The following is a 22,014-nucleotide window of genomic DNA, read 5'->3' on the forward strand; positions in this document are numbered from 1 at the left end:
CATACAAGTCGAATTACCCCCCTTAATCCCCCCTTGTCAAGGGGGAAAAAGAAATCTAGCTCCCTCCCCTTTGCAAGGGGAGGGTTAGGGTGGGGTAAAACCCTGGTTAATCAGCTATTTCAGACTTGTGTGTACACCGTAGCTTAAAAAAGTGGGAACTGGAATCAAAGTCTCCCAATTTATCGGGAGATTTAGAGGGATCTAAAACTTTTAATACCAACAAAAGGACTTTTCAAACATCCCCTTAGCCAATTGTCTAGAAGTTTAAAATATCTAATGATTCTTCGATTTCTAAATCTACGATTCTTTCTCGTGTATCTTTGAGTGCTTCTAGCTTACCTTCTTTACGATATATATCTGCTGCTTTTTGAAAGTCTTCAATTGCTCCCTGTTTATCTGTGATTTCTAAACGAATATTGCCACGATTGTAATAAGCGTCAGCATAATTTGAATTAATCTGGATTGCCTGAGTATAATCTTCAATTGCTTTCTCAAAATCTCCTAAATCTGAACGAGCATTACCACGGTTGTAATAAGCATCGGCATAATTAGGATTCATCTGAATTGCTTGAGTATAATCTTCAATTGCTCCCTCAAAATCTCCTAAATCTGAACGAGCATTACCACGTTTTTTATAAGCTATGGCATCTTGAGGATTAATCTTGATCGCTTGGGGAAATCCCGGTTGAGATCCTAATAAATAACGAGCAATTCCACGGTTTTTATAAGCATCAGCATAATGGGGGTTAATTTTAATGGCTTGGGTATAATCCTCAATTGCTCCTTGGTTATCTCCTACATGAGAACGAGCTTCAGCCCGATTTTTATAGGCTACGGCAACATTAGGATTAATTCTAATAGCTTGGGTATAATCGTTAATTGCTTCTTCTAATCGACCCAGTTGATATAGGGCTAAACCTCGTTTATTGTAAGATTTTGCATCATTAATATTTATCTGAATTGCCTGAGAATAATCCGCGATCGCAGCTTCATAATCTCCTATTTGATAATGCGATAAACCTCTTTTGTAATATAAATCAAAATCAGTATAATTAGCTTTTAACCCTTGATTGTAGTTGGTAATTGCGTTCGTATATTCTCCTTTTTCAAAACATTCATCACCTAATTTTGCATAAAGTATATTTAAATCTTCATCACGATATTCAGGTTTAAAATAAGATTTTAATATCTGATTATTAGTTGGCTTAGATAGAATTTCCTGTTTCGGAAGATATTTATAAATTGGTGGTTGTTGCCTAGAAGAATTATTTATAGAAGATTGTAACTGTTCTAAATAGCACCATAAACCACCACCATATAGTAATTGTTCTATTCCAAAGGAAATTTTACCAGTCTTCAACTTAATCATCCGAGTCGGGAGAAAGCCAGCCAAAAAAAGGTGATACTCAGATTGTGCTTCACTCACATCCTCTTGAATCAAAATGCAAACTACAACTGCATTTTTTTCGACCTCTTCAGAACTAATTGACCATCTTACTCTGTCAATTCGACCATGACGAGATTTAACCTCAATACCAATAGATGGGTCAGAAGTCAAGGTAAAATCTATATTGCCATCACCCCCGAATCGCTTTTCATAATCGACTTCGGTAATAAAATCAGCTAAACGTTCTTTGACAACTTCCTCACCCAACTTACCTTTGAGATAACTAATAAAAACATCACGGACTGGTAAAACACGCTTATATTTCTCAGCCATCAGCCAGCAAAATTCCCGTAATGCCCTTAACCTTTCTCCAGAGATCACAGTTAATTCACTATATTGACCTTCTGTTTCACAATGAAGCAGAGAACCAGATGTTAACCTTTTAATAAAATCAGACTGTAGCGATCGCAGTAGTGTAATCCAGTCCATTTATATTTCTGCGAATCTTTTGATGAGATTATTCTATTAAAATATCCATTCGGCGTAAACCTTTTAATTACCTTGTCGGATTTACATCAGTTTTAAAGGTGCAACTATGTCTGATTATGCCAGAGTTTGAGAAGTTGGGAGAGTGCGATCGCTGGGAATAATACATGAAATCGCAAATGATCCCAACCCCAAGCTAAAGCCTCTCACCGACTCCATTACCCTCTCCTAGCTTGCCTACGATGTACACACAAGTCGCAAAAAGATCAATTTCTCATTGTTCTCTCGTTTATCTCCTTCCTATGCAGAGCATAGGAATGCCTGATTAGAGGCAGAGCCTCTAGTCATACCAATTTGAAAAAAGAATGCGACAAATAGACCATTTGTAGAGACGCGATTCATCGCGTCTTTACCCAAGGATGTGTTGCAATCATTAATTTAACTGGTATCAGATATTGAGTCAGAGACTCAATGAATGCATTCCCAGTCGGAGACTGGGAACGAGGAAATGCTTATCAAGCTAGGTTTTTAGGACTTGTGTGTACACCGTAAGCTTGAAAGGGGTTCCTCTCTCTTGAACTGCCTTGTCTACGACACGCTGTTACGTTCGACCTTCTACCTCCTGAATCTAAAGTATTAAATGATTCTGTTGACAATTGTCCAAACTTCCCCATCAGAGCGGACATAGGGAACAGAGATTGTTTTGAATCCAGTGATGAAGGGTTTGTAATAAATCTGCCAATACATTGGACTCAGTTGATTGGCACAAGCCTTAAGAAAACGGACTTCTGTCGCCAGTTCACTTGCTAGTTGATTAATGCGTTGAGCATGAACCTGTGCCACTTCTTTCGCTTCCTCTAGCTGCTGCTGTTGAATAAGTTGTTTTGATTGACCTTCCCAACGCACTAATTTAGTTTGTTTTTGTTTTATCTGGCCTTCCAAAGCGGCGATCGCTGCATCTATGCCCTGGAGTTCAACTGATAATTGGGCATTTTCTCTGGCTTGACGGCGGTAAGCTTCCACCATTGCCTGGGGTGATTCATTCTCGCCAGAGATTACATTATTGATAGTGAGTGCAGCGCGTTCTTCTAGGAGAATCTGAATTTGAGATTTAAGCGCCGCCATTTCAGCCTGAATTTGCTCCATAAATCGAGTTTTAAGTGCTGAGTAAAATATTAAAAGCTTTTTGCGCCTTGGGTATCGAGAGAAAGCGATCGCACCTCGGCTGTAATTCCTTCTTCTTGCCAAGCAGCTAACATCGCCGCCTCCACAGCCTCTGAGTGTAATTTATCCGCCAAAGCTAACAGTGTCGGCCCCGCACCACTAATTACCATACCATAAGCACCAGCACTAACAGCTGCGATGTTGAGAGCATCATAACCAGGAATCAAAGCTTTGCGATATGGCTGATGCAATCTATCTTGCAAAGCTGTCTTTAACCATTGTCCGTTACCAGTTTCCAAGCCGCGCAACAATAATCCCAAATGTGCTGTATTGAAAATCGCATCGGCGCGACTCACTTCAGTGGGGAGAACACCCCGCGCCTCTGAAGTAGAAAGTTCAAAATTAGGAATAGCCACAACTGGTACAACATCTTTATGCCAGGGGACATCACAAATTTCCCAAGCTGTACCACTGGTAGCAGCAAGACGACATCCTCCCAACAAAGCTGGAACTACATTATCAGGATGTCCTTCCATTGCGATCGCTAACTCCATCACCTGCAACTGACTCATCGGCGTACCTTCAAGTTGATTAGCAGCAACCAACCCACCAACAATTGCTGTGGCCGAACTACCCAAACCCCGCGCCAACGGGACACCTAACTTAATCTCTATTTTCACAGTCGGCGGCGTCTGCTCTATATGTTGATAGAACTTGACAAAGGCTTGGTAAAGGAGATTACTCTCATCAGTTTGGACTCGTTCAGCTTCCGAACCCGTGACATGAATAGTTAACCCACCTTCTTCTAGGCGAGTGAACTTGAACTCGTTGTACAGCTTTAATGCTGCACCGATGCAATCAAAACCAGGCCCCAAATTCGCAGTTGTGGCGGGAACGGTAACAGTAATGGTAGAAACAACAGACATTGGCAAAACTCACTAATCATCAACTAGCATCCCATGTAAAGGGGTGATTTGTTTACTAATGATGCTAATTATCTATTGTGGTAGTTTGCATACCCATCTGAGTGTTTATATTTTATTAATCTGTTTTTTTACCTAATGATTGAAAAATAATGTTATTGTTACTTCATATATTTATTATTGACTATTTATATTAACTAACTTAATAAATGGAATATTTAAAGCGCTTTCTTGAGTACGCTCCTGAAGCGTATGATGCTATTCGTAATGCTGACGATGTAGCAGGGATTGTATGTAACACTGGATGGGCAGAGTTTCGCATTCGACGGATCAAAAAACATTTGTTTTATGATGAACACCAGTTGGATTACGATCTCGGATTTAACCGCTTTAGTCCCGATCCAGACATAGCAGATGCCTGGATTAGGTTACAGCAAGGTAATTTTAACCCTGAAGATTTGAGATTACTGGAACATGAATACTTTGAATCGAGATTTGAAGGCATTTTCCATACTAACTACCGTACAGCTCATGACGCTACTGAACGCTCTGGTCGTTTGTGGAGTCCCTCAGTAACATGAGCATAACTCAAATGAGTTAAAACTAAAGTATCCAACTTTTAAAGACCACATTAATCTATTATGGCTTTTTACGTATTGATTCTAAAAGAAAAGGAGGATGAGATCGGCGTTACTTATCGCTTTGGCGCACATGAAGATCGTCTCGGCTCTTTATGGATAGATAAATTAAGTGGAGAAATTAAGGAACTTCAAGAAACCCCAGAGCAAAACTCGCAGGCATTTTTTCAACGAGCAGCAGTAAAGGTTTGGCAAAATTGGAAAAAAGGAGCTTTTCCAGAAAAAACATCTTGGGCATCTTGAGAATTATTTGAAATTGATAGCCTACTCATACTGAGCGGCTATCAATACTCTGTTATTCCTCAGAAAGACATCTAGAGATAGCTCTTTTCAACAAGTCTTTTGGTTAAAAAACTTACTTCAAAGTTCCCAAAACGGGCGCTACTTCAACCTCGGAAATTTGCGGAACCAAGAGTACCTTCGCATAAATCTGGGGATTGGTTTGCGAGACTATGGCATAAGACTGGCGAAGATTAGCATTCACTGCGACAGTCTTCACGTCGTACATCTGCATCGCCATTTTGGGATAGAAACCAATGCCAACAATCATCAGCAGAAAACAGGCAGCGATAAACACCTCACGGGGTCTAGCATCCTCGTAGACTGCATCTTCTGGCACAAGACAGTCTGTACCAAAACAAACTGTTCCGTCATCTTCTTGATTTTCCAAGCCTGCATTATTAATGTCGCATAGCAGTGCTGCGTCTTTACCATAAAACACCTCTCGCAGCATGGAAAGTAGATAAATCGGTGTAAGGATGACTCCAACTGCGGCAAGAAAAACCGTTACGGTGCAGAAAGTTGAACTGTAAACGTCACTGCTTGTCATCCCAACAAATACCGAGAGTTCGCCAGCAAAGCCGCTCATACCGGGAAGTGCCAGAGATGCCATTGTTCCGATTGTAAACAGGGCAAAGACTTTGGGCATGGCTTGACCAATACCGCCCATATCTTTCATTACCATTGTGTGGGTGCGATCGTAAGTAACGCCCGCTAAGAAAAACAGCACCGATGCAATCAAACCATGCGAAATCATCTGCAACATCGCGCCGTTGATTCCCAAATCAGTGAAGGACGCAATCCCAAGCAGTACAAACCCCATGTGAGAAATCGACGAATAAGCCAAACGCCGCTTCATATTGGTCTGAGCAAAGGAGTTCAATGCACCATAGATAATGTTGACAACACCCAGAATAGCTAGAACCGGCGCAAAGTAAATATGTGCATCGGGAAGTAGTTCAAGATTTAGGCGAATTAGTCCATATCCGCCCATCTTCAGCAACACACCAGCCAGAATCATCGATACAGGAGATGATGCTTCGCCGTGAGCATCAGGCAACCAAGTATGCATGGGGAAAACAGCAAGTTTGACACCAAATGCAATCAACAATCCTGCATAAAGTAGCAGTTGTAGACTAAGGGGATATTCCTTGTTGGCCAGGGCGGTGATGTCAAATGTCATATTACCGCCGCCGTATAGCCCCATTGCCAGGGCTGCTACCAAAATAAATATAGAAGCTGCTGCGGTATACAATAAAAATTTCGTAGCCGCATAACGACGCCTTTGCCCACCCCAAATACAGACTAGTAGGTAGACGGGAATCAGCTCTACTTCCCACATGATGAAAAATAGCAGCAAGTCTTTAGCAACAAACACCCCTACTTGTGCCGAATACAGCACCAGCATCAGGAAATAGAAAAGGCGGGGTCGGTGATCAACTTGCCAAGCTGAAAATATCGAGAGTGTGGTGACAAATCCTGCTAAAAGCACAAGTGGCGCTGAAAGCCCATCAACTGATACCGCCCAGTTAAAACCTAACTGAGGCACCCAGGCATAATTTTCCACCATTTGAAAACTAGCACTGCTGGCATCGTAATGCTTCCAAAAGGCGTAGCACATTAATGCAAAGTCTGCAATACCTACACCCAATGCATACCACCGCACGCGCTTGCCATCTTTATCAGGCAGCACAGGGATAAGCAGGGAAGCAACGAGTGGCAGCAAGACAATTGCGGTAAGCCAAGGAAATTGATCCGCTATCATGTATATGAGAAAAAATACTTATTCGTCAATTATGTCATTCTACTAAACTTTGTAACAATTTCTTAATAAATCTTTGTCCCAGTTAAATGCTTTTAGGGAATGGGGAATGGGGAATGGGGAATGGGGAAGAAAGATTATAATCTGGTCTTGTGTAGGCAGTTCATGATGGCTATTTACAAAGAAAGGCAGAGAGCAGAGGGCAGAAGGAAAGAAGTATTAATAAAAACTTTAGTTGTGGGTCTAGCAGCCCACTAGTATAAAAAAATTGTGTGGAGATGCCTAGCACGAGAAAACTTAGCGTCCTTACTTCAATCCCACCTTTTTAAACATGGGTTCCCTTCTGCCTCCTGCCTCCTGCCTCCTGCCTCCTGCCTTCTGCCTCCTGCCTCCTGCCTTCTGAACTGCTCACGGGACTAATCCAGCCCGCAACGCACGGACAGCAGCCTGTGTACGGTCAGCAACACAGAGTTTATTGAGAATACCTCGAACATGAGTTTTGACAGTACCGACTGTTAAATAGAGTCTTTTGGCAATTTCTGCATTGTCACAGCCAGCGACAATCAACTCTAAAACATCCATCTCTCTGTGAGTTAAAGGATAGCTGACTATACTTTTCTCTGTATCTGGGTCAATACCTTCAATCAAGACTCTTTTTCCAGATGCGCCTCTGCTGCCATCGGGGAAATCTTGACGTATTTGTTGTAGTACAAGGTCTGCGATCGCTGGATCAATCCACGAACTACCTGAGTATGTCGTTTGCACAGCCTCTACTAGTTTCTCAGTTTCGATATCCTTCATGCAATAAGAATCTGCACCTGCTGCAAACGCTGCTAAAACTGCCTGTTCACTATTCTGCATCGTTAAAATTAGCAGCTTTGTTGTATAGTCTTCATTCTCTGCTTGGTATTGCCTAAATGTGCGTGTTAGCTCAATACCATCCATGTCAGGCAAACCAATGTCAATAGTAGCAACATCCGGCTTGAGACTTTTCAGAAGCTTGATGCCATCAGTTGCATTGGCTGCTTCACCAACAATGTTAAACTCTGGCTGGGTTTGTAAGGCAGATCGTAAACCGATTCTTGTCAGGTTGTGATCTTCAATCACAAGGATCTTGATTTCACTCATAGTTGCTTAACTTTACTGTTATTTATCTCAAAGTACAGATTAAAATAATCTCGTTCTTCTATTCGGTATCTTATACAAAAAGCAATGCCTTTGGTATTGTTCCCTGAACTTCATCTACCATTAGGCATAAATATGGCACTTCTTGCTTGAGTGAGGTACAAAAACCCCGCCCCCAGCCCCTTCACCTTAGCAAGAGGAGAAGACTATGATATACCTCATGTAATTAACGCCATAACCTTATCCCTTGACATCCTCCCACGGAAGATACCCAATAGGATTCCAATAATTACTTCTTGGGTTTTCTCTTTCTATGACTCGACTTACTTGGAGGAATTTATCCAGCCACGCAGAGGTCGATGTCTCCAAAGGCAATATACATCACTATGTGCTGTATATTGCAATAACGCATACGTTTAATTACTTAAAAAGAGATTAAATTCGGGAGACTTTAAAGGAAAATGTGAATCCTTAATCATCTCAGCGCTGGTGAAGTAAGCTATTACTAGATTTGCTAGGGATAGCCAAGCACTTCTTTTTTTTATTTAGCCATGTCTTTAACTAAAACTGTCAAAAAAGATAAAATTCTCGTTGTCGATGATGTTTTTGACAATCTACTGGTGTTAGAAGCAGTCCTAGAAGATGAGGACTATGAAATTAGCTTGGTGGAAGATAGCAAAATTGCTCTGGCTATGGTTGAGGAGTTACTCCCAGACATAATTCTCTTAGATGTGATGATGCCGGAGATCGATGGCTATGAATTTACTCGCCGCGTCCGGCAGAATCAGGCGTTGCCATTTATCCCCATTCTGCTGCTCACGGCTCACTATGAGTCTAGCGTTGTGGAAGGACTCGATGCTGGTGCCGATGACTTCATTCGTAAACCATTTGATCCTGATGAACTACATGCACGAGTGCGATCGCTCCTGCGCCTCAAACATAGTATCGACGAACGAGATCAGATGGCTAACCTCCGAGCAGATTTTGTCTCGCGTTTTACTCACGATTTACGTATACCGCTGGTAGCCTCCAACCGCGTACTAAAATTATTGTTGGAAGGAAGATTTTGCGAAGTTTCGCCACAATTGCAAGAAATAATTGATACCATGATCGGCAGCAATCAAGACCTGCTGGAAATGGTAAATACCTTGCTAGAAGTTTATCGTCATGAAGCGGGCTGTAAAACCTTAAAAATTTCTCCCTGCAATATTCAGGAATTAGTTAGTGAAGTTTCTCTAGAATTAACTCCCTTAGCTGAAGAAAAAGGATTAGCTGTAAATATTGATCGAAGTGAAACTGCAATCACCATCATGGGCGATCGCGTAGAACTGCGACGAGTATTGACAAATCTCATTGGCAATGCTATCAAATTTACAGACAAAGGCTCTGTAGATATTCGCTGCTACCTCACTCCGGCAGATGTGACTATTGATATCCAAGATACGGGGCCAGGAATTTCTAAACCAGACCAGGCAAGATTATTCGAGCGATTTCGTCAAGGGAAACACCAACGTTCTGGTAGTGGTTTGGGACTATATCTATCTCGCTACATTATCGAAGCACATCAAGGCTCAATCGATGTGATATCTGAACCAGGGCAGGGTAGTACATTCACTATCCGTCTACCTATAGCTAGCGAAAACTAAAAGAAGGATTCATAGAAAAACCTCGTCTTGGCTAAAGAGGATAAATCCTGATGAGCAAAGTCGTGAGTTGAACTTTCTAGAGATGAGTAACGTTTTAGGAGAATCGCTCTCTAAAATAAAGATTCATTTCTTTAGTTTATCTAAAGTCGCATCTAAGTTATCAAATTACCTTTCTAAGATAGAAGCAGCAACTATAAGTTGCCATACACGACTAAAACCCAACTAACAGCTAGTGGCTGCGGAGAACATAAAAATGGCTAAAACGCCAGAATCCTTAGAATCGCCTATCAATGAAATTACAGACAGAGCCTTAGATCGTGATTGTACAACCTTATCCCGTCACGTCCTCCAACAACTTCAGAGTTTTTCGCCAGATGCACAAGATTTAAGTGCGCTGATGAATCGCATCGCCTTGGCCGGCAAACTGGTTGCTCGGCGCATGAGTCGCGCTGGTTTAATGGAAGGCGTTCTCGGATTTACTGGAGAAGTTAATGTCCAAGGTGAATCCGTCAAAAAGATGGATGTCTACGCCAATGATGTATTTATCTCAGTGTTTAAGCAAAGCGGCTTAGTCTGTCGCCTCGCTTCTGAGGAAATGGAAAATCCCTATTACATCCCGGAAAATTGCCCCATTGGTCGCTATACCCTACTATATGACCCAATTGATGGCTCATCTAACACTGATAACAATCTCAGCTTAGGTTCCATTTTCGCCATTCGCCAGCAAGAAGGAACTGATAGCGATGGTAAAGCAACTGACCTCCTCACCAACGGACGTAAGCAGCTTGCTGCTGGATACATCCTGTATGGCCCCTGCACGATGCTGGTTTATACTATAGGTAAGGGCGTTCATTCCTTTGTCCTCGATCCCAGCTTAGGAGAGTTTATTCTCACAGAAGAGAATATTCAGATTCCTAAACATGGTTCTGTTTACAGCGTGAACGAAGGTAACTTCTGGCAGTGGGAAGAATCGATTCGAGAATACATTCGCTACGTTCATCGCACAGAAGGCTACAGCGCTCGTTATAGCGGCGCAATGGTCAGCGACATCCATAGAATTTTGGTTCAAGGCGGTGTGTTTCTCTACCCAGGGACAATTCAAAACCCAGAAGGGAAATTACGCTTGCTTTATGAAACCGCTCCTCTTGCCTTTTTGATTGAGCAAGCAGGTGGTCGTGCTACTACAGGACTGGTAAATATCTTGGATGTGGTGCCAAAAAAACTGCATCAACGCACGCCTTTAATTATTGGTAGCAAAGAGGATGTCGCAAAGGTGGAGTCTTTTATTCAAAACGGGCACTAGAAGACAATTCGTAATGACGCTCCTGCGTCGCTAACGCTGCGCTAACGTAATTCGTAATTACTGTTACGTAAGGGTCTTAGACGTTTTATAAGGGTGACTTATTTTCTCTATGCTGTACTCTCATCTGCCATTAATTAAACGTTAATCATGGTGATTTAGGATTGGGGATGCAAAATAGCGCTTTTTGAAGATCAATTAAGGATTATCTCAGCTGGCCGATGTAATAAGTGATTGGCAACGCCACAATTCAAAAGTAACCATCAATAATTTGATGCGTTTTGCCAACTTTACTTAGAAGCATCACAATACAGGAGTGAAATAAACTAGCTATGTCTACCAATCATCTACTAGAAATTAAGCAATACGGTCAAAGTATCTGGATGGATAATTTGACCCGTGACATTCTTCAATCAGGCGAACTCAAAGACCTAGTGGAAAATCAAGGTATATCTGGGATAACTTCTAACCCAGCTATCTTTGAAAAAGCGATCGCTGGTAACGTTATTTATGATGCCGATATCGAAGCCGGAGTTCGGGCTGGCTTACCGACATACAAAATTTACGAATCCCTAGTTTTTAAAGATATCCGTAATGCCTGTGATATTTTACGCCCTGTTTATGAAGCCTCGGATGGACTAGATGGTTATGTGAGTATTGAAGTACCGCCAACCATCGCCCATGATACTGAAGCAACCATAACCGAAGCCCGCCGCTATTTCCAAGAAATTGGTCGGGAAAATCTGATGATTAAAATTCCCGGTACAGAACCTGGTTTGCCAGCAGTAGAACAGGTAATAGCCGAAGGGATGAATGTTAATATTACGCTGCTGTTTTCTGTAGAAAGCTATATCAACACAGCTTTGGCTTATATTCGTGGCTTAGAAAAACGGGTAGCTGAAGGTAAGGACATTAGTAAAATTGCATCAGTTGCTAGTTTCTTCCTCAGCCGGATCGATAGCAACATTGATGGCAAGATTGATGCTAAGTTGAAAAAAGGCGTTGATGATATTTCCGTGGAAGCAAAGCTAAGAGCTGTTAAAGGAAAAGTAGCGATCGCTAACGCTAAGATTGCGTATCAAGAATACAAGAAAATCATTAGAAGCGAGCGTTGGCAAGATTTGGCAGCAAAAGGAGCCACAGTACAACGGCTACTTTGGGCTAGCACCAGTACCAAAGACCCCAACTACAGAGACGTGATGTATATCGAAGAGTTGATTGGTCATGATACTGTCAACACCGTACCACCAGCGACCATTAAAGCTTGTGCCGATCATTGTAACGTAGGCGATCGCTTAGAAACAGATTTAGATAATGCTTACACGCTGATCGAAAACCTCAAAGATCCCGACATCAACATCGATCTCGATAACGTAATGGATGAACTGTTAGTCGATGGTATTGACAAGTTTATCCAGCCCTTCCAGTCCTTGATGAACTCTTTAGAAGACAAGATCAAGGTATTGTCACCAGTGTAGGGAATGGGGAATGGTGAATGGGGAATGGGGAATGGGGAATGGGGAATGGGAGTTATAAGAATTCTTTCCTCAATTCCCAATGCCCAATTCCCAATTCCCAATTCCCAATTCCAAAATCCAAAATCCAAAACCCAAAATCCAAAATTGTTATGGTTAGTCTGCTAGAAAATCCCTTGCGCGTTGGTCTGCAACAACAAGGGATGCCTGAACCCCAGATTATAGTCATTTTTGGCGCTTCTGGTGATCTCACCTGGCGCAAACTAGTGCCAGCGCTTTACAAATTGCGGCGAGAACGGCGGATTCCCCCAGAAACGACCATTGTCGGTGTGGCACGTCGAGAATGGAGTCACGAGTACTTCCGTGAACAAATGCAAAAGGGCATGGAAGAAGCGCATCCTGATGTCGATTTAGGGGAACTCTGGCAAGACTTCTCTCAAGGTCTGTTTTACAGTCCTGGGGATATAGACAACCCCGAAGGCTACCAGAAACTAAAAAACTTATTGAGTGAATTAGACGAAAAACGGGGCACGCGAGGTAATCGCATGTTTTACCTTTCGGTTGCTCCCTCATTCTTTCCCGAAGCGATTAAGCAGCTAGGAAGCGCCGGGATGCTAGAAGATCCCTACAAACATCGTCTAGTAGTTGAAAAACCCTTTGGTCGGGACTTGGCTTCTGCCCAGAGTCTTAACCAAGTGGTACAGAAATATTGCAAAGAAAATCAAGTATACCGGATTGATCACTACTTGGGTAAAGAAACAGTCCAGAATTTGCTGGTGTTTCGCTTTGCCAATGCGATTTTTGAGCCGTTGTGGAATCGTCAATTTGTTGACCACGTGCAAATTACCGTGGCAGAAACCGTGGGAGTGGAAGACCGGGCTGGTTACTATGAAAGCGCCGGCGCACTACGGGATATGTTGCAAAATCACCTCATGCAACTTTACTGCCTAACGGCGATGGAAGCACCCAACGCAATGGATGCCGACAGCATCCGCACAGAAAAAGTGAAGGTACTCCAAGCTACTCGTTTAGCTGATGTTCACAATCTGTCGCGGTCAGCAGTCCGTGGTCAATATAGCGCCGGCTGGATGAAGGGTCAAGCAGTGCCAGGGTATCGAGTAGAACCAGGTGTTGATCCCAACTCCACCACACCCACCTACGTCGCAATGAAGTTTTTGGTGGACAACTGGCGCTGGAAAGGTGTTCCTTTCTACTTGCGTACCGGAAAGCGGATGCCGAAAAAAGTCAGTGAGATTTCCATTCACTTCCGCGAAGTTCCGTCTCGGATGTTCCAATCGGCTGCCCAGCAGACAAACGCCAATGTTTTGACGATGCGGATTCAGCCAAATGAAGGTATTTCCCTGCGTTTTGATGTGAAAATGCCAGGGGCAGAATTCCGCACCCGTTCCGTTGACATGGACTTTAGTTATGGTTCCTTTGGCATCCAAGCAACATCTGATGCCTACGATCGCTTATTCCTTGATTGTATGATGGGCGATCAAACATTGTTCACCCGCGCGGACGAAGTAGAAGCAGCTTGGCAGGTAGTAACACCAGCCCTTTCCGTTTGGGATGCACCCGCCGACGCAAATACTATTCCCCAGTACGAAGCCGGTACCTGGGAACCAGCGGAAGCAGAATTGTTAATTAACCAAGATGGCCGTCGCTGGCGCAGACTCTAAATATTAGTCATTAGTCATTAAGTCATTGGTCATTAGTCACTAGTAAAAACACAAATGACAGATGACAAATGACAGATGACAAATGACAAAATCCAAAATCCAAAATCCAAAACTTCCTATGGCTCCCCAAGCTTCTACAATTTTTTCACTTCAGGCGCCAAAAGATATTTCGCTTAATGAAATAGAGGCGGAACTTAATCAAATTTGGCAAAGCTACGGCATTACTGGCGAGGACGGTGGGCTTCCTGCTGCGACTCGGGCCACGACATTTACCTTAGTGGTTTACGAACCAGAAGAAACCCAATATCTTTTGGCTAGTTTGGGATTTTACAACGGTCCGCTTGACGGAATTTTAGGGCCTCAGATGGTAGCTGCTTTGCGGCAAGTGCAGACAAAATATGGACTGCCGGATACTGGCACAGCAACACCTGAAACCTTGGCTATCTTGAGAGAAGAATTCGCCAAACGTCAAGGAAACGGGGCTGGTGGGGATAATGGTTCTATTGATCTTCCCAGCTTAAATGCCCCAAGCCCCAGAATTGCCGATGAAATCGCCCTCCGCAACCCTTGCCGGATTATTGCGCTGTTTCCCATTGCTGGCGAAGATGAAGGTGTCAAGGCTCAAGTTTCTGCCTATTGCCCCATCCAAAAGCAATCGTCAAGTACACTAATTTGCTGCGAATACATAACTCTTAGTGGAACTGCTGCTGCCTTGGAACGCATTGGTGGCTTGATTCCAGCATTATTGATTGGTGGCTTACCAAAGTTTCTTTGGTGGAAAGCAACTCCAGTCCCCAACAACAACCTATTCAAGCGGCTGGCAGCAGTTTGTAACAATGTAATTGTGGATTCTTGCCGCTTTAACGAGCCAGAAAGTGATTTACTCCGCCTACAAGAATTGGTGGAAAGTGGGGTTCCTCTGGCTGACCTCAACTGGCGTCGCCTCTCAGCATGGCAGGAATTGACAGCTGAAGCCTACGACTCACCTCACCGTCGGGCGGCCCTCAGAGAAGTTGACCGAGTAACTATTGATTACGAAAAAGGCAACCCCGCCCAAGCTTTGCTGTTTTTGGGTTGGCTGGCAAGTCGTCTAGAATGGCAGCCAGTTTCATACCAAAAGGAAACGGGAGATTATGATATCACTCGCATTCGTTTTATTGCCCAAGACCAACGGCAAGTGGAAACCGAATTAGCGGGTGTTCCCCTGGCTGATGTGGGTGAGATTGCTGGCGACTTGATTGCCTTGCGCCTAAGTTCGACAAATCCGAAGGCAGACTCAGGTACCGTAATTTGCTCGGAAACTGGTGGCTGTATGCGGATGGAAACCCACGGTGGCGCCCAATCTGCCGGTCTGTTTCAACAGGTGACTTCACTTTCGGAACAAAAGGCGGAAGCATTGCTGAGTCAGCAGGTACAACGTTGGGGACGCGAATCACTGTTTGAAGAAAGTCTGGGAGTGACAGCGAGTATTTTCAAATTGGAAACAAATTAGTACTCTGACAAGGCAACACAACAATGCCGGCTTTGTAGTGAGCGCTAAAGCGCTCAAGTCAAGGACTAAAATCCTGACCCCTCTCCTAACGGCTACGGTGTACACACAAGTCCTTCTCACCCCCTCTAACTCCCCCTTGCAAAGGGGGAGAACCGAATATTTCCCCTCTTTGCAAGGGGGGATTAAGGGGGGTAAATCCAGGGTTTGGGCTTCATTACCAGTGTGTACACCGTAGCTCCTAACGGAGACGCTGGCGTAGGGTGTCGTAGATAAGACTCGCTAACGCTGCGCTGCCGTCACTCATGAGGGAAACCCCTTTGGCGTTAGCTTCGCCTAGAAAAAATAAAAGTTACCAAATGCGAAAATCAAACACAAACTCTTCAGATTTTTGGATATTTCAATAATCTGGAGGGTTTTTTTATTTTCCTTGGTTTTTTGGACTAGATACCAAACAATACGCTTGGGTTAAGGGCTACTTGACAAAATCGTGGGTTTTTGAGACGCGATAAATCGCCGTCTCTACAAGTGTTTTGGTCTTATCTGAACTATATTGAGATACCAAAGTCCTGATTTATCGCGTCTCTTGCCTTAACTGAGAGCTATTGCCCCCTACTAGGCTGCAACTTTGATGCATTAAAGTTGTAAAAACTAATTAGCCTACTGGCGTGACAAGAGTAGTAGCGTTGGCGTAGCCCACCGTAAGTATCGCTACTACTCTTGTCAAAATCAATTATCTTAAAACTTTGTTTGCAATATCAAATATTCAAAAGTAACTAAGTTAATTCACCAATACTAAACACATCCGACTCGCACTGCTGTAGTTGCAGCCTCAGTGCGGTTTGTTACTCCTAATTTATTTAGTACTTGGCTGACATGATGCCTGATGGTAGAAGGACTCAATTTCATTCGTTGAGCGATCGCGTCATTACTTAATCCTAAAGCCAGCAGTGCTAAGACCTCTTCCTGTCGCTTGCTCAGTTCGTAAACAGGTTGAGATGATGGTTTGCTCGGTTGCAGCAAAGCCTGAATAATCTCTGCTGCCAACATAGAACGACCGATCGCAGCAGATCGGATGGCATCCGCCAACTCATCAATCGAGATACCCTTGAGCAGGTAGCCAATAGCTCCGGCTTGCATTGCTTGCTGTACCAAGTCATTCGCAAAAAAACTCGTCAAAATTAAAACTTGAATTTCTGGATATTTTTTGCGGATAGCTTTGGTTGCTTCTGCCCCATTCATCCCCACCATCATCAAATCCATCAGCACTACATCTGGTTGCAACTGTTCGCACAAATCTACTGCTTCATCTCCATTACGCGCTTCACCCACTAATTCCATGTCATCAAATGCCAGCAAGAGAAATTTAATACCTCCCCGCAAGATTTCATGATCGTCAACAGTAATGACCCGAATCGGTTTCACTGATTTATCTTTTTCCATAAATAAATCCGCAGTATTAAAACTATTTTTAGTACATTTACATTACATTAATTGTTTTATTTTCAGTATTTATACGTTATATTCTTAATCTTTAATTTTTTATTTCTCGCCAGTCAATCACGGGAAAATCTTACAACATAGTATGTAAAGCGATCTTTTCTCGGTAAGCCGATGGAAATAAACATAACTATATTACAAAAATAAATATGCCTAAAAACTTTACCAATCAACAATCAAAAAGAATAAATCACGCCTTTATATAGTTAACTTTATTTATGCTTAATGCTCAATACCCAATTCTTTACTCCTCACTCCCTATTTTATTCACAGCCGTTGACCAACTCAGGACAATCTCAGTTCCCTCTCCTGGATAGCTTGACAAATGGAAAGTAGCAGCAATCGACTCAGCCCGTTCTTTCATAATTGCTATTCCCAAATGACCAGATGGTATTTTGTTGGAGTCAAAACCACAGCCATTATCACTGATACGCAAGACTATTTCCTGTGAATCGCCGTGGAGTCTGACTGATACTTGCGTTGCTTGGGCATATTTAATAATATTATTCAGTGCCTCTTGAGTAATGCGGCAGAAAACAAGCTTTACCTCATCAGATAGAGGCCGATCGCCTTCTACCGTAGTTATTACCTCTAAACTTGTCCGTCCTAGAATTCCCTTGATTAACTGCTGTAGCAACTCACCTAAAGGTTTCTCTACCAAACCATTAGGACGCAACTCGACTAGTAGATTCCGCATTTCTGCTAACGCCCCCTGTGTCAATTGGGCGAGTTCTTCTAATCCCTGTTGGGCTGTCTCTGGGTTGCGTTTCCAGACTCTAGGCAAAGCTTCGGCAATTGTCGCCACAGTAAACAATGTCTGCGATACTGAATCGTGTAAGTCACGGGCGAGGCGATTTCGCTCCAGTTCCACAGCAATCTTGCGTAGCCGTTCGCTTTCAACCAATTGTTCGCGTAGCTTCACCGCTTGCATCAACTCCTTTGTCAGGCGTAGACTCATAATTACAACCAAGGACACAAAACCATATTCAGCAATATATATGGATTTTATTTGCCCCAAATCCACTAAGCGATCGTGTTGAGCAGTTCCTACTAATATCGCCAAGCTTACACCTAGAGTCAGAGCAGATGACTTTTCACCACGCTGATATTGACGGTAACAAGCGTAAAAAGCAAAAACTACATTACTGGTTAAAGCTAGGAGTTGCAACCCAAATAAGTAATTGAGCATACCTTCTGGCTGGGTAATCGGTTCACCCCAAGGCATAGTGATAGTCGATAGCTTATTGATATAAGAATACTGAATGCTAGCCGGTGAAATTTGGTTAATTAGGAAGCAGATGACGTAGAGGCTATTGAGTCCCAAAAGTATACGCACTGGCTTAAATTGGGTATATACAGCTACAAACCAGACACAAACACTTGTGAAAAGAAACCCTAAAGACGATGCCAATCTTTTCGCATTGATATATTCATCCACATCAATGGCTTTATATTTTGGTATAAGAGCCAAGATATAACTAAAAGTTACCAAACAAGTTAGCCCAAAGCAGAAGTGCAGCACCGGTTTTAATCGCCCAGAGGCAATTAGCAGGTGTAACAGACCAACATACAAGCAAATGCCAGCAAATATACCCAAGAGGGTTGAAATAATAGTCATTACCTGATTTCACAAGAAACTTGTTTGATAGATAACGTAGAAATTTCACCGTACTTTACTGCTACTCGCGCAGATCAATGTTGATTCTGCAAATCAGAAAATAGAACAAAATTATAGATATATAGGATCAATGACCTAGTGCATTATAGGTCATTGATCCTAGTCAAAAATAGGACAAGTATCCGATGCGCTCACCAAGGCGATCGCTGTACAATCCATTACGTCAAAGATTTAAGCAATATTTAGGCGATCGCTTTGCCTTTGCGATCGAAGCGCACAGGTGTAGAAGCTTATGCGCCAATACGGTTCAGTAGAAACGTTGCATTGCGTAAAGATGTTGTATTGCAATATCTCTACACAATGTTTGGTTGAGAATACTTACAAAGTAACCAAATCTGTGTAATCAATGAACAAAATCTGGTCTCGCAATACTTTGTTGTTTAGTTCTGTTTTGGCTTGTACATTGCTTGCCACTCCTAATGTCGTTAGGGGTGACGACTTCTCCGTACCAGAAACTATTGCTAATACAGCACGTTGTCGCCTAAATGTCACTGGTGCTTATCTAACAAAAATTTTCAATCCAAATGGCACAATCGGATCTCGTGGAGTCATAACACTTACCGCAGATGGTAACTTTTTTGTTATTGACTCTAATCAAGGTGGTGTTACCAACATCTTCAATCCCTTTAGTAGTGGACAAGGTGCTTGGAAGTGTGATGGTAAAACTGGGGTCAGTGCCAGATCAATTACCTTTGCTTATCCAGGAAGCGCAGGATCTACTGGTAGCATTGGCCGAGCCGACTATCAAGCCAGCTTTAATCCCCAAACGCAGACAGTACAAGGGACTATCACACTGCGTTTGTTCAACCTCAATGCTAATCCGTTATTAGATAATGTCCCGCCTGTAGGAACATTCAATTTTTCAGGACAACAAATCAAAGCCAATTAACTTTGGCATGGGTTTTAGCTGCGTACAAAATCCAACGCGGAACCGAACCTTCTAAGTTTTTCACTTTTTTCTAACGCTCTCTTCTTAGAAAAGAGAAAATTCAAAGCCTCCTTTTTTAAGGGCTACGGCGTACACACAAGTCGAATTACCCCCCTCAATCCCCCCGATGCATTGGGCAAGAAAATCTAGTTCCCTCCCCAATGCATCGGGGAGGGTTAGGGTGGGGTAAAACCTTGGGTTTTTCAGCTATTTCAGACTTGTGTGTACACCGTAGCTTTTAAGGAAGTGAGATTGTCGCCCAGCCGATAGAAGCGGTGAGCTAATGAAGCTTTGAATTTTTCTAGAACGGCAAAACTAACTGGAGAGGTGAGACTAAAGGCTTAATTACGTATGCGTCTTAGAAAATATCAAACGAGTTTACTATGCTTCCAACCTACCTCTAGCAAGTTTTACCGCTCTAGGAATTTTTCCCCTTACCTACCAGGCTCCAATGTTGTTGCATCGACCTGCACCTTAGTTGCATTGACCTACAAAAGTTAACTCAAGAAATACAAAACCATGAAGAAATTTTTTTCAACTCTAACCCTAACAACAGCTACAACTTTAGCTATTGCACTCACTGGAGCAACAATCGGTACTCACTTTGTTTTAGGACAGACATCTATTGACCTAGCCAAGTTGCGTAGCGATGTGGTACCTGCACACAACACTTATCGAGCCAAGCATAAGAGTCCTAACGTGACTATCGATGATACTCTCAACCAGAGCGCCCAAGCTTGGGCACAAACCATAGCAGCTAAAGGTGACTTAGAACACAGTACCAATCGAAACAATGTAGGAGAGAATATATACTGGAGTGGAGGTGGAGACTCAACAAACTTAGGTAGCGCAGCAGTTCAAGACTGGTACAGTGAAATTGAAAACTATGACTACACCAAGCCTGTATTTTCTGGCGACACCGGGCATTTTACTCAGGTAGTTTGGAAAGGCAGTACCAAAGTAGGCTGTGGTGCTGCACCTGGCCCTGCAACAATTGAGGGTACTAAGTACGATGGCTTCTATGTAGTTTGTCAGTATTCTCCCGCAGGAAATGTGCAAGGACAGTTTGCTGATAACGTGCTGAAACCCTAGTTGTCTGCTGTTTGCTCAACTTGTCTAAATAAAGTGGGCAAATATAGCGGTTCTTAAATGGAAGCAATACACTTTGATCTCTCTTCTAAAAGGAGAGAGGCTTTGAATCTTACTCCCCTTCCCTTATAGGGAAGGGGCTGGGGGTTAGGTCTGTATTGCACTCAACAGAGAAACGCTATATTTGCTCAGTCTTTATGGAGTAGAAGCGTTGGCGTAGCCCACCGTAGGTATCGCCACTTTCATCATTCAACATAAGTATTAATTATATCGGACAAAGATCCTAGTCAAAACTTGGATCTTTGTTCGATGCGGCAATTAAGGCGATCGCTATATAATCCACTTCACTATCAAAAATGTAAACAACTGCCTAGTCAGCAGACTATCAAGCTCTAGCTTTCATCCCCCAACGCAGACAGCATAGGGGGCGATTTCGCTGCGCTTTTCTAACCTCAATGCTAGTTCGTTATTAAATGATGTCGCGCCTAGAGAAACATTCAATTTCTCCAGGCGACAAATCAAGCTAATTAACCATTATGACTGCCAAAATTCACTTTATTTCCGGCTTACCTCGTTCCGGTTCCACCTTACTCGGAGCCTTACTGCGGCAAAATCCCCAGTTTCATGCCAGTATGTCTAGCCCTGTGGGTAGTCTAGTAAATCGAATGCTCGAAGCCATGAGCGAAGACAACGAATTTTCCGTCTTCATCACCCCAGAGCAAAAACGGGCATTAACTTTAAATATTTTTTCCACATTCTACCAGTCCCAAGCCGAGAAAGAAGTCATCTTCGACACTAACCGCTTGTGGTGTAGCAAATTGTCCTTAATTCACGAATTATTTCCTCACTCCAAAGTGATTTGCTGCGTGCGGAATGTGGCTTGGATTATGGACAGCATCGAAAGGCTAGTTAGAAAAAACTCCTTTGATGTTTCCCGCTTATTTAACAACCCCACCGAACGCGCCACCGTTTACACCCGTACCGAAGCCTTGAGTCAAGGGGGACGGTTAGTGGGGTTTGCCTATAACGCTCTTAAAGAAGCTTTTTATAGCGAATATAGCTCGCGGTTATTGTTAGTCGATTACGACTTATTAGCGCAAAAGCCGGATAAGGTTTTGCATTTAATTTATCAATTTTTAGAAGAAGAACCATTTAACCATGACTTTGAAAATGTCCAATATGATGCACCGGAATTTGACAACCGACTCAACCTGAAAGGACTGCACACAGTTCGTTCTAAAGTCGAGTTGCAAGAGAGGCAAACCATTTTGCCACCGGATTTATTTACCCAATTTAATCAGTTGTCTTTTTGGACAAATCCTAGCAATAGTTTGGCGAATTTGATTGTCGCCCAACCAACAGACACAACGGTTAAATCTTAATTCCCCTTTTTTTTACGTGAGTTTAATGAACCTCTCCCTCCCAGCCTCCCTCTCCGAAACGGAAAGGGAGGAGCAAAGAAA

General features: G+C 42.9%; 18 protein-coding genes. 11 read left to right on the top strand and 7 right to left on the bottom strand.

The window, feature by feature from the left end:
- Positions 1-256: 256 nt before the first annotated feature.
- The 3 genes from HUN01_RS10195 to thrB all read right to left on the bottom strand — a co-directional run bounded on the left by HUN01_RS10195 (position 257) and on the right by thrB (position 3,963).
- Entirely contained in the window at positions 257-1,876 is a 1,620-nt protein-coding gene (locus HUN01_RS10195) for a tetratricopeptide repeat protein (protein ID WP_181931164.1), read from the bottom strand.
- Positions 1,877-2,509: 633 nt separating this feature from the next.
- Complete coding sequence (locus HUN01_RS10200) at positions 2,510-3,019, bottom strand: hypothetical protein (RefSeq protein ID WP_181931165.1); 510 nt, start codon at positions 3,017-3,019, stop codon at positions 2,510-2,512.
- 29 nt (positions 3,020-3,048) lie between these two features.
- Positions 3,049-3,963 carry a homoserine kinase gene (gene thrB / locus HUN01_RS10205; protein ID WP_181931166.1) on the bottom strand — a complete coding sequence of 305 codons (915 nt, stop codon included), beginning with the start codon at positions 3,961-3,963 and terminating at the stop codon, positions 3,049-3,051.
- A 206-nt stretch (positions 3,964-4,169) separates the two neighbouring features.
- On the opposite strand from thrB, the gene HUN01_RS10210 reads away from it, so the two are divergent.
- On the top strand, positions 4,170-4,541 hold the full coding sequence (locus HUN01_RS10210) for a hypothetical protein (protein WP_181931167.1): 372 nt from the start codon (positions 4,170-4,172) through the stop codon (positions 4,539-4,541).
- A gap of 60 nt (positions 4,542-4,601) precedes the next feature.
- A complete protein-coding gene (locus tag HUN01_RS10215; protein ID WP_181931168.1) occupies positions 4,602-4,841 on the top strand; it encodes a hypothetical protein in 240 nt (79 codons plus the stop codon).
- Between the two features lie 112 nt (positions 4,842-4,953).
- Here the strand turns inward: HUN01_RS10215 and HUN01_RS10220 are convergent, their stop codons facing one another.
- Together HUN01_RS10220 and HUN01_RS10225 are read right to left on the bottom strand one after the other, a co-directional pair.
- A complete protein-coding gene (locus HUN01_RS10220; RefSeq protein WP_181931169.1) occupies positions 4,954-6,642 on the bottom strand; it encodes an NAD(P)H-quinone oxidoreductase subunit 4 in 1,689 nt (562 codons plus the stop codon).
- Positions 6,643-7,047: 405 nt separating this feature from the next.
- Positions 7,048-7,767 carry a response regulator gene (locus HUN01_RS10225; RefSeq protein WP_069073764.1) on the bottom strand — a complete coding sequence of 240 codons (720 nt, stop codon included), beginning with the start codon at positions 7,765-7,767 and terminating at the stop codon, positions 7,048-7,050.
- A 548-nt stretch (positions 7,768-8,315) separates the two neighbouring features.
- On the opposite strand from HUN01_RS10225, the gene HUN01_RS10230 reads away from it, so the two are divergent.
- The 5 genes from HUN01_RS10230 (at position 8,316) to opcA (ending at position 15,359) form a co-directional block, all read left to right on the top strand.
- Positions 8,316-9,410 (top strand): hybrid sensor histidine kinase/response regulator, encoded by a 1,095-nt coding sequence (locus HUN01_RS10230; RefSeq protein WP_181931170.1) that lies wholly within the window; start codon positions 8,316-8,318, stop codon positions 9,408-9,410.
- A gap of 253 nt (positions 9,411-9,663) precedes the next feature.
- Positions 9,664-10,713: a class 1 fructose-bisphosphatase gene (gene fbp / locus HUN01_RS10235; RefSeq protein WP_181931171.1), complete on the top strand. Its 1,050-nt coding sequence runs from the start codon at positions 9,664-9,666 to the stop codon at positions 10,711-10,713.
- 329 nt (positions 10,714-11,042) lie between these two features.
- Complete coding sequence (gene tal / locus HUN01_RS10240; RefSeq protein ID WP_181931172.1) at positions 11,043-12,188, top strand: transaldolase; 1,146 nt, start codon at positions 11,043-11,045, stop codon at positions 12,186-12,188.
- A gap of 149 nt (positions 12,189-12,337) precedes the next feature.
- A complete protein-coding gene (zwf, locus tag HUN01_RS10245) occupies positions 12,338-13,867 on the top strand; it encodes a glucose-6-phosphate dehydrogenase (protein WP_181931173.1) in 1,530 nt (509 codons plus the stop codon).
- A 118-nt stretch (positions 13,868-13,985) separates the two neighbouring features.
- Positions 13,986-15,359: a glucose-6-phosphate dehydrogenase assembly protein OpcA gene (gene opcA, locus HUN01_RS10250; protein WP_181932639.1), complete on the top strand. Its 1,374-nt coding sequence runs from the start codon at positions 13,986-13,988 to the stop codon at positions 15,357-15,359.
- A 792-nt stretch (positions 15,360-16,151) separates the two neighbouring features.
- Here the strand turns inward: opcA and HUN01_RS10255 are convergent.
- Positions 16,152-16,799, bottom strand: coding sequence for a response regulator (locus tag HUN01_RS10255; protein WP_203219531.1), 648 nt, complete (start codon positions 16,797-16,799; stop codon positions 16,152-16,154).
- A gap of 301 nt (positions 16,800-17,100) precedes the next feature.
- Positions 17,101-18,474 (bottom strand): sensor histidine kinase, encoded by a 1,374-nt coding sequence (locus tag HUN01_RS10260; RefSeq protein WP_181931174.1) that lies wholly within the window; start codon positions 18,472-18,474, stop codon positions 17,101-17,103.
- Between the two features lie 185 nt (positions 18,475-18,659).
- Between HUN01_RS10260 and HUN01_RS36030 the strand changes: the two genes are divergently transcribed.
- The 4 genes from HUN01_RS36030 (at position 18,660) to HUN01_RS10275 (ending at position 21,933) form a co-directional block, all read left to right on the top strand.
- Positions 18,660-18,788 carry a hypothetical protein gene (locus HUN01_RS36030; protein WP_257798122.1) on the top strand — a complete coding sequence of 43 codons (129 nt, stop codon included), beginning with the start codon at positions 18,660-18,662 and terminating at the stop codon, positions 18,786-18,788.
- Positions 18,789-18,880: 92 nt separating this feature from the next.
- Positions 18,881-19,423, top strand: coding sequence for a hypothetical protein (locus HUN01_RS10265; RefSeq protein WP_181931175.1), 543 nt, complete (start codon positions 18,881-18,883; stop codon positions 19,421-19,423).
- A gap of 558 nt (positions 19,424-19,981) precedes the next feature.
- Complete coding sequence (locus HUN01_RS10270) at positions 19,982-20,554, top strand: CAP family protein (RefSeq protein WP_181931176.1); 573 nt, start codon at positions 19,982-19,984, stop codon at positions 20,552-20,554.
- A 533-nt stretch (positions 20,555-21,087) separates the two neighbouring features.
- Positions 21,088-21,933, top strand: coding sequence for a sulfotransferase family protein (locus tag HUN01_RS10275; protein WP_181931177.1), 846 nt, complete (start codon positions 21,088-21,090; stop codon positions 21,931-21,933).
- Positions 21,934-22,014 lie beyond the last annotated feature (81 nt).

Origin of the sequence: Nostoc edaphicum CCNP1411 (genome assembly GCF_014023275.1) — a bacterium.
In the GTDB taxonomy this organism is placed as follows: Bacteria; Cyanobacteriota; Cyanobacteriia; order Cyanobacteriales; family Nostocaceae; genus Nostoc; species Nostoc edaphicum_A.

Bases quoted from the DNA above. Each gene is read 5' to 3' on its own strand.
- HUN01_RS10195 (WP_181931164.1), bottom strand. From the start codon at position 1,876: ATGGACTGGATTACACTACTGCGATCGCTACAGTCTGATTTTATTAAA.
- HUN01_RS10220 (WP_181931169.1), bottom strand. From the start codon at position 6,642: ATGATAGCGGATCAATTTCCTTGGCTTACCGCAATTGTCTTGCTGCCA.
- HUN01_RS10200 (WP_181931165.1), bottom strand. From the start codon at position 3,019: ATGGAGCAAATTCAGGCTGAAATGGCGGCGCTTAAATCTCAAATTCAG.
- HUN01_RS10225 (WP_069073764.1), bottom strand. From the start codon at position 7,767: ATGAGTGAAATCAAGATCCTTGTGATTGAAGATCACAACCTGACAAGA.
- HUN01_RS10275 (WP_181931177.1), top strand. From the start codon at position 21,088: ATGACTGCCAAAATTCACTTTATTTCCGGCTTACCTCGTTCCGGTTCC.
- HUN01_RS10255 (WP_203219531.1), bottom strand. From the start codon at position 16,799: ATGGAAAAAGATAAATCAGTGAAACCGATTCGGGTCATTACTGTTGAC.
- tal (WP_181931172.1), top strand. From the start codon at position 11,043: ATGTCTACCAATCATCTACTAGAAATTAAGCAATACGGTCAAAGTATC.
- HUN01_RS10265 (WP_181931175.1), top strand. From the start codon at position 18,881: ATGAACAAAATCTGGTCTCGCAATACTTTGTTGTTTAGTTCTGTTTTG.
- HUN01_RS10210 (WP_181931167.1), top strand. From the start codon at position 4,170: ATGGAATATTTAAAGCGCTTTCTTGAGTACGCTCCTGAAGCGTATGAT.
- opcA (WP_181932639.1), top strand. From the start codon at position 13,986: ATGGCTCCCCAAGCTTCTACAATTTTTTCACTTCAGGCGCCAAAAGAT.
- zwf (WP_181931173.1), top strand. From the start codon at position 12,338: ATGGTTAGTCTGCTAGAAAATCCCTTGCGCGTTGGTCTGCAACAACAA.
- HUN01_RS36030 (WP_257798122.1), top strand. From the start codon at position 18,660: ATGCGCTCACCAAGGCGATCGCTGTACAATCCATTACGTCAAAGATTT.
- HUN01_RS10270 (WP_181931176.1), top strand. From the start codon at position 19,982: ATGAAGAAATTTTTTTCAACTCTAACCCTAACAACAGCTACAACTTTA.
- fbp (WP_181931171.1), top strand. From the start codon at position 9,664: ATGGCTAAAACGCCAGAATCCTTAGAATCGCCTATCAATGAAATTACA.
- HUN01_RS10230 (WP_181931170.1), top strand. From the start codon at position 8,316: ATGTCTTTAACTAAAACTGTCAAAAAAGATAAAATTCTCGTTGTCGAT.
- HUN01_RS10260 (WP_181931174.1), bottom strand. From the start codon at position 18,474: ATGACTATTATTTCAACCCTCTTGGGTATATTTGCTGGCATTTGCTTG.
- thrB (WP_181931166.1), bottom strand. From the start codon at position 3,963: ATGTCTGTTGTTTCTACCATTACTGTTACCGTTCCCGCCACAACTGCG.
- HUN01_RS10215 (WP_181931168.1), top strand. From the start codon at position 4,602: ATGGCTTTTTACGTATTGATTCTAAAAGAAAAGGAGGATGAGATCGGC.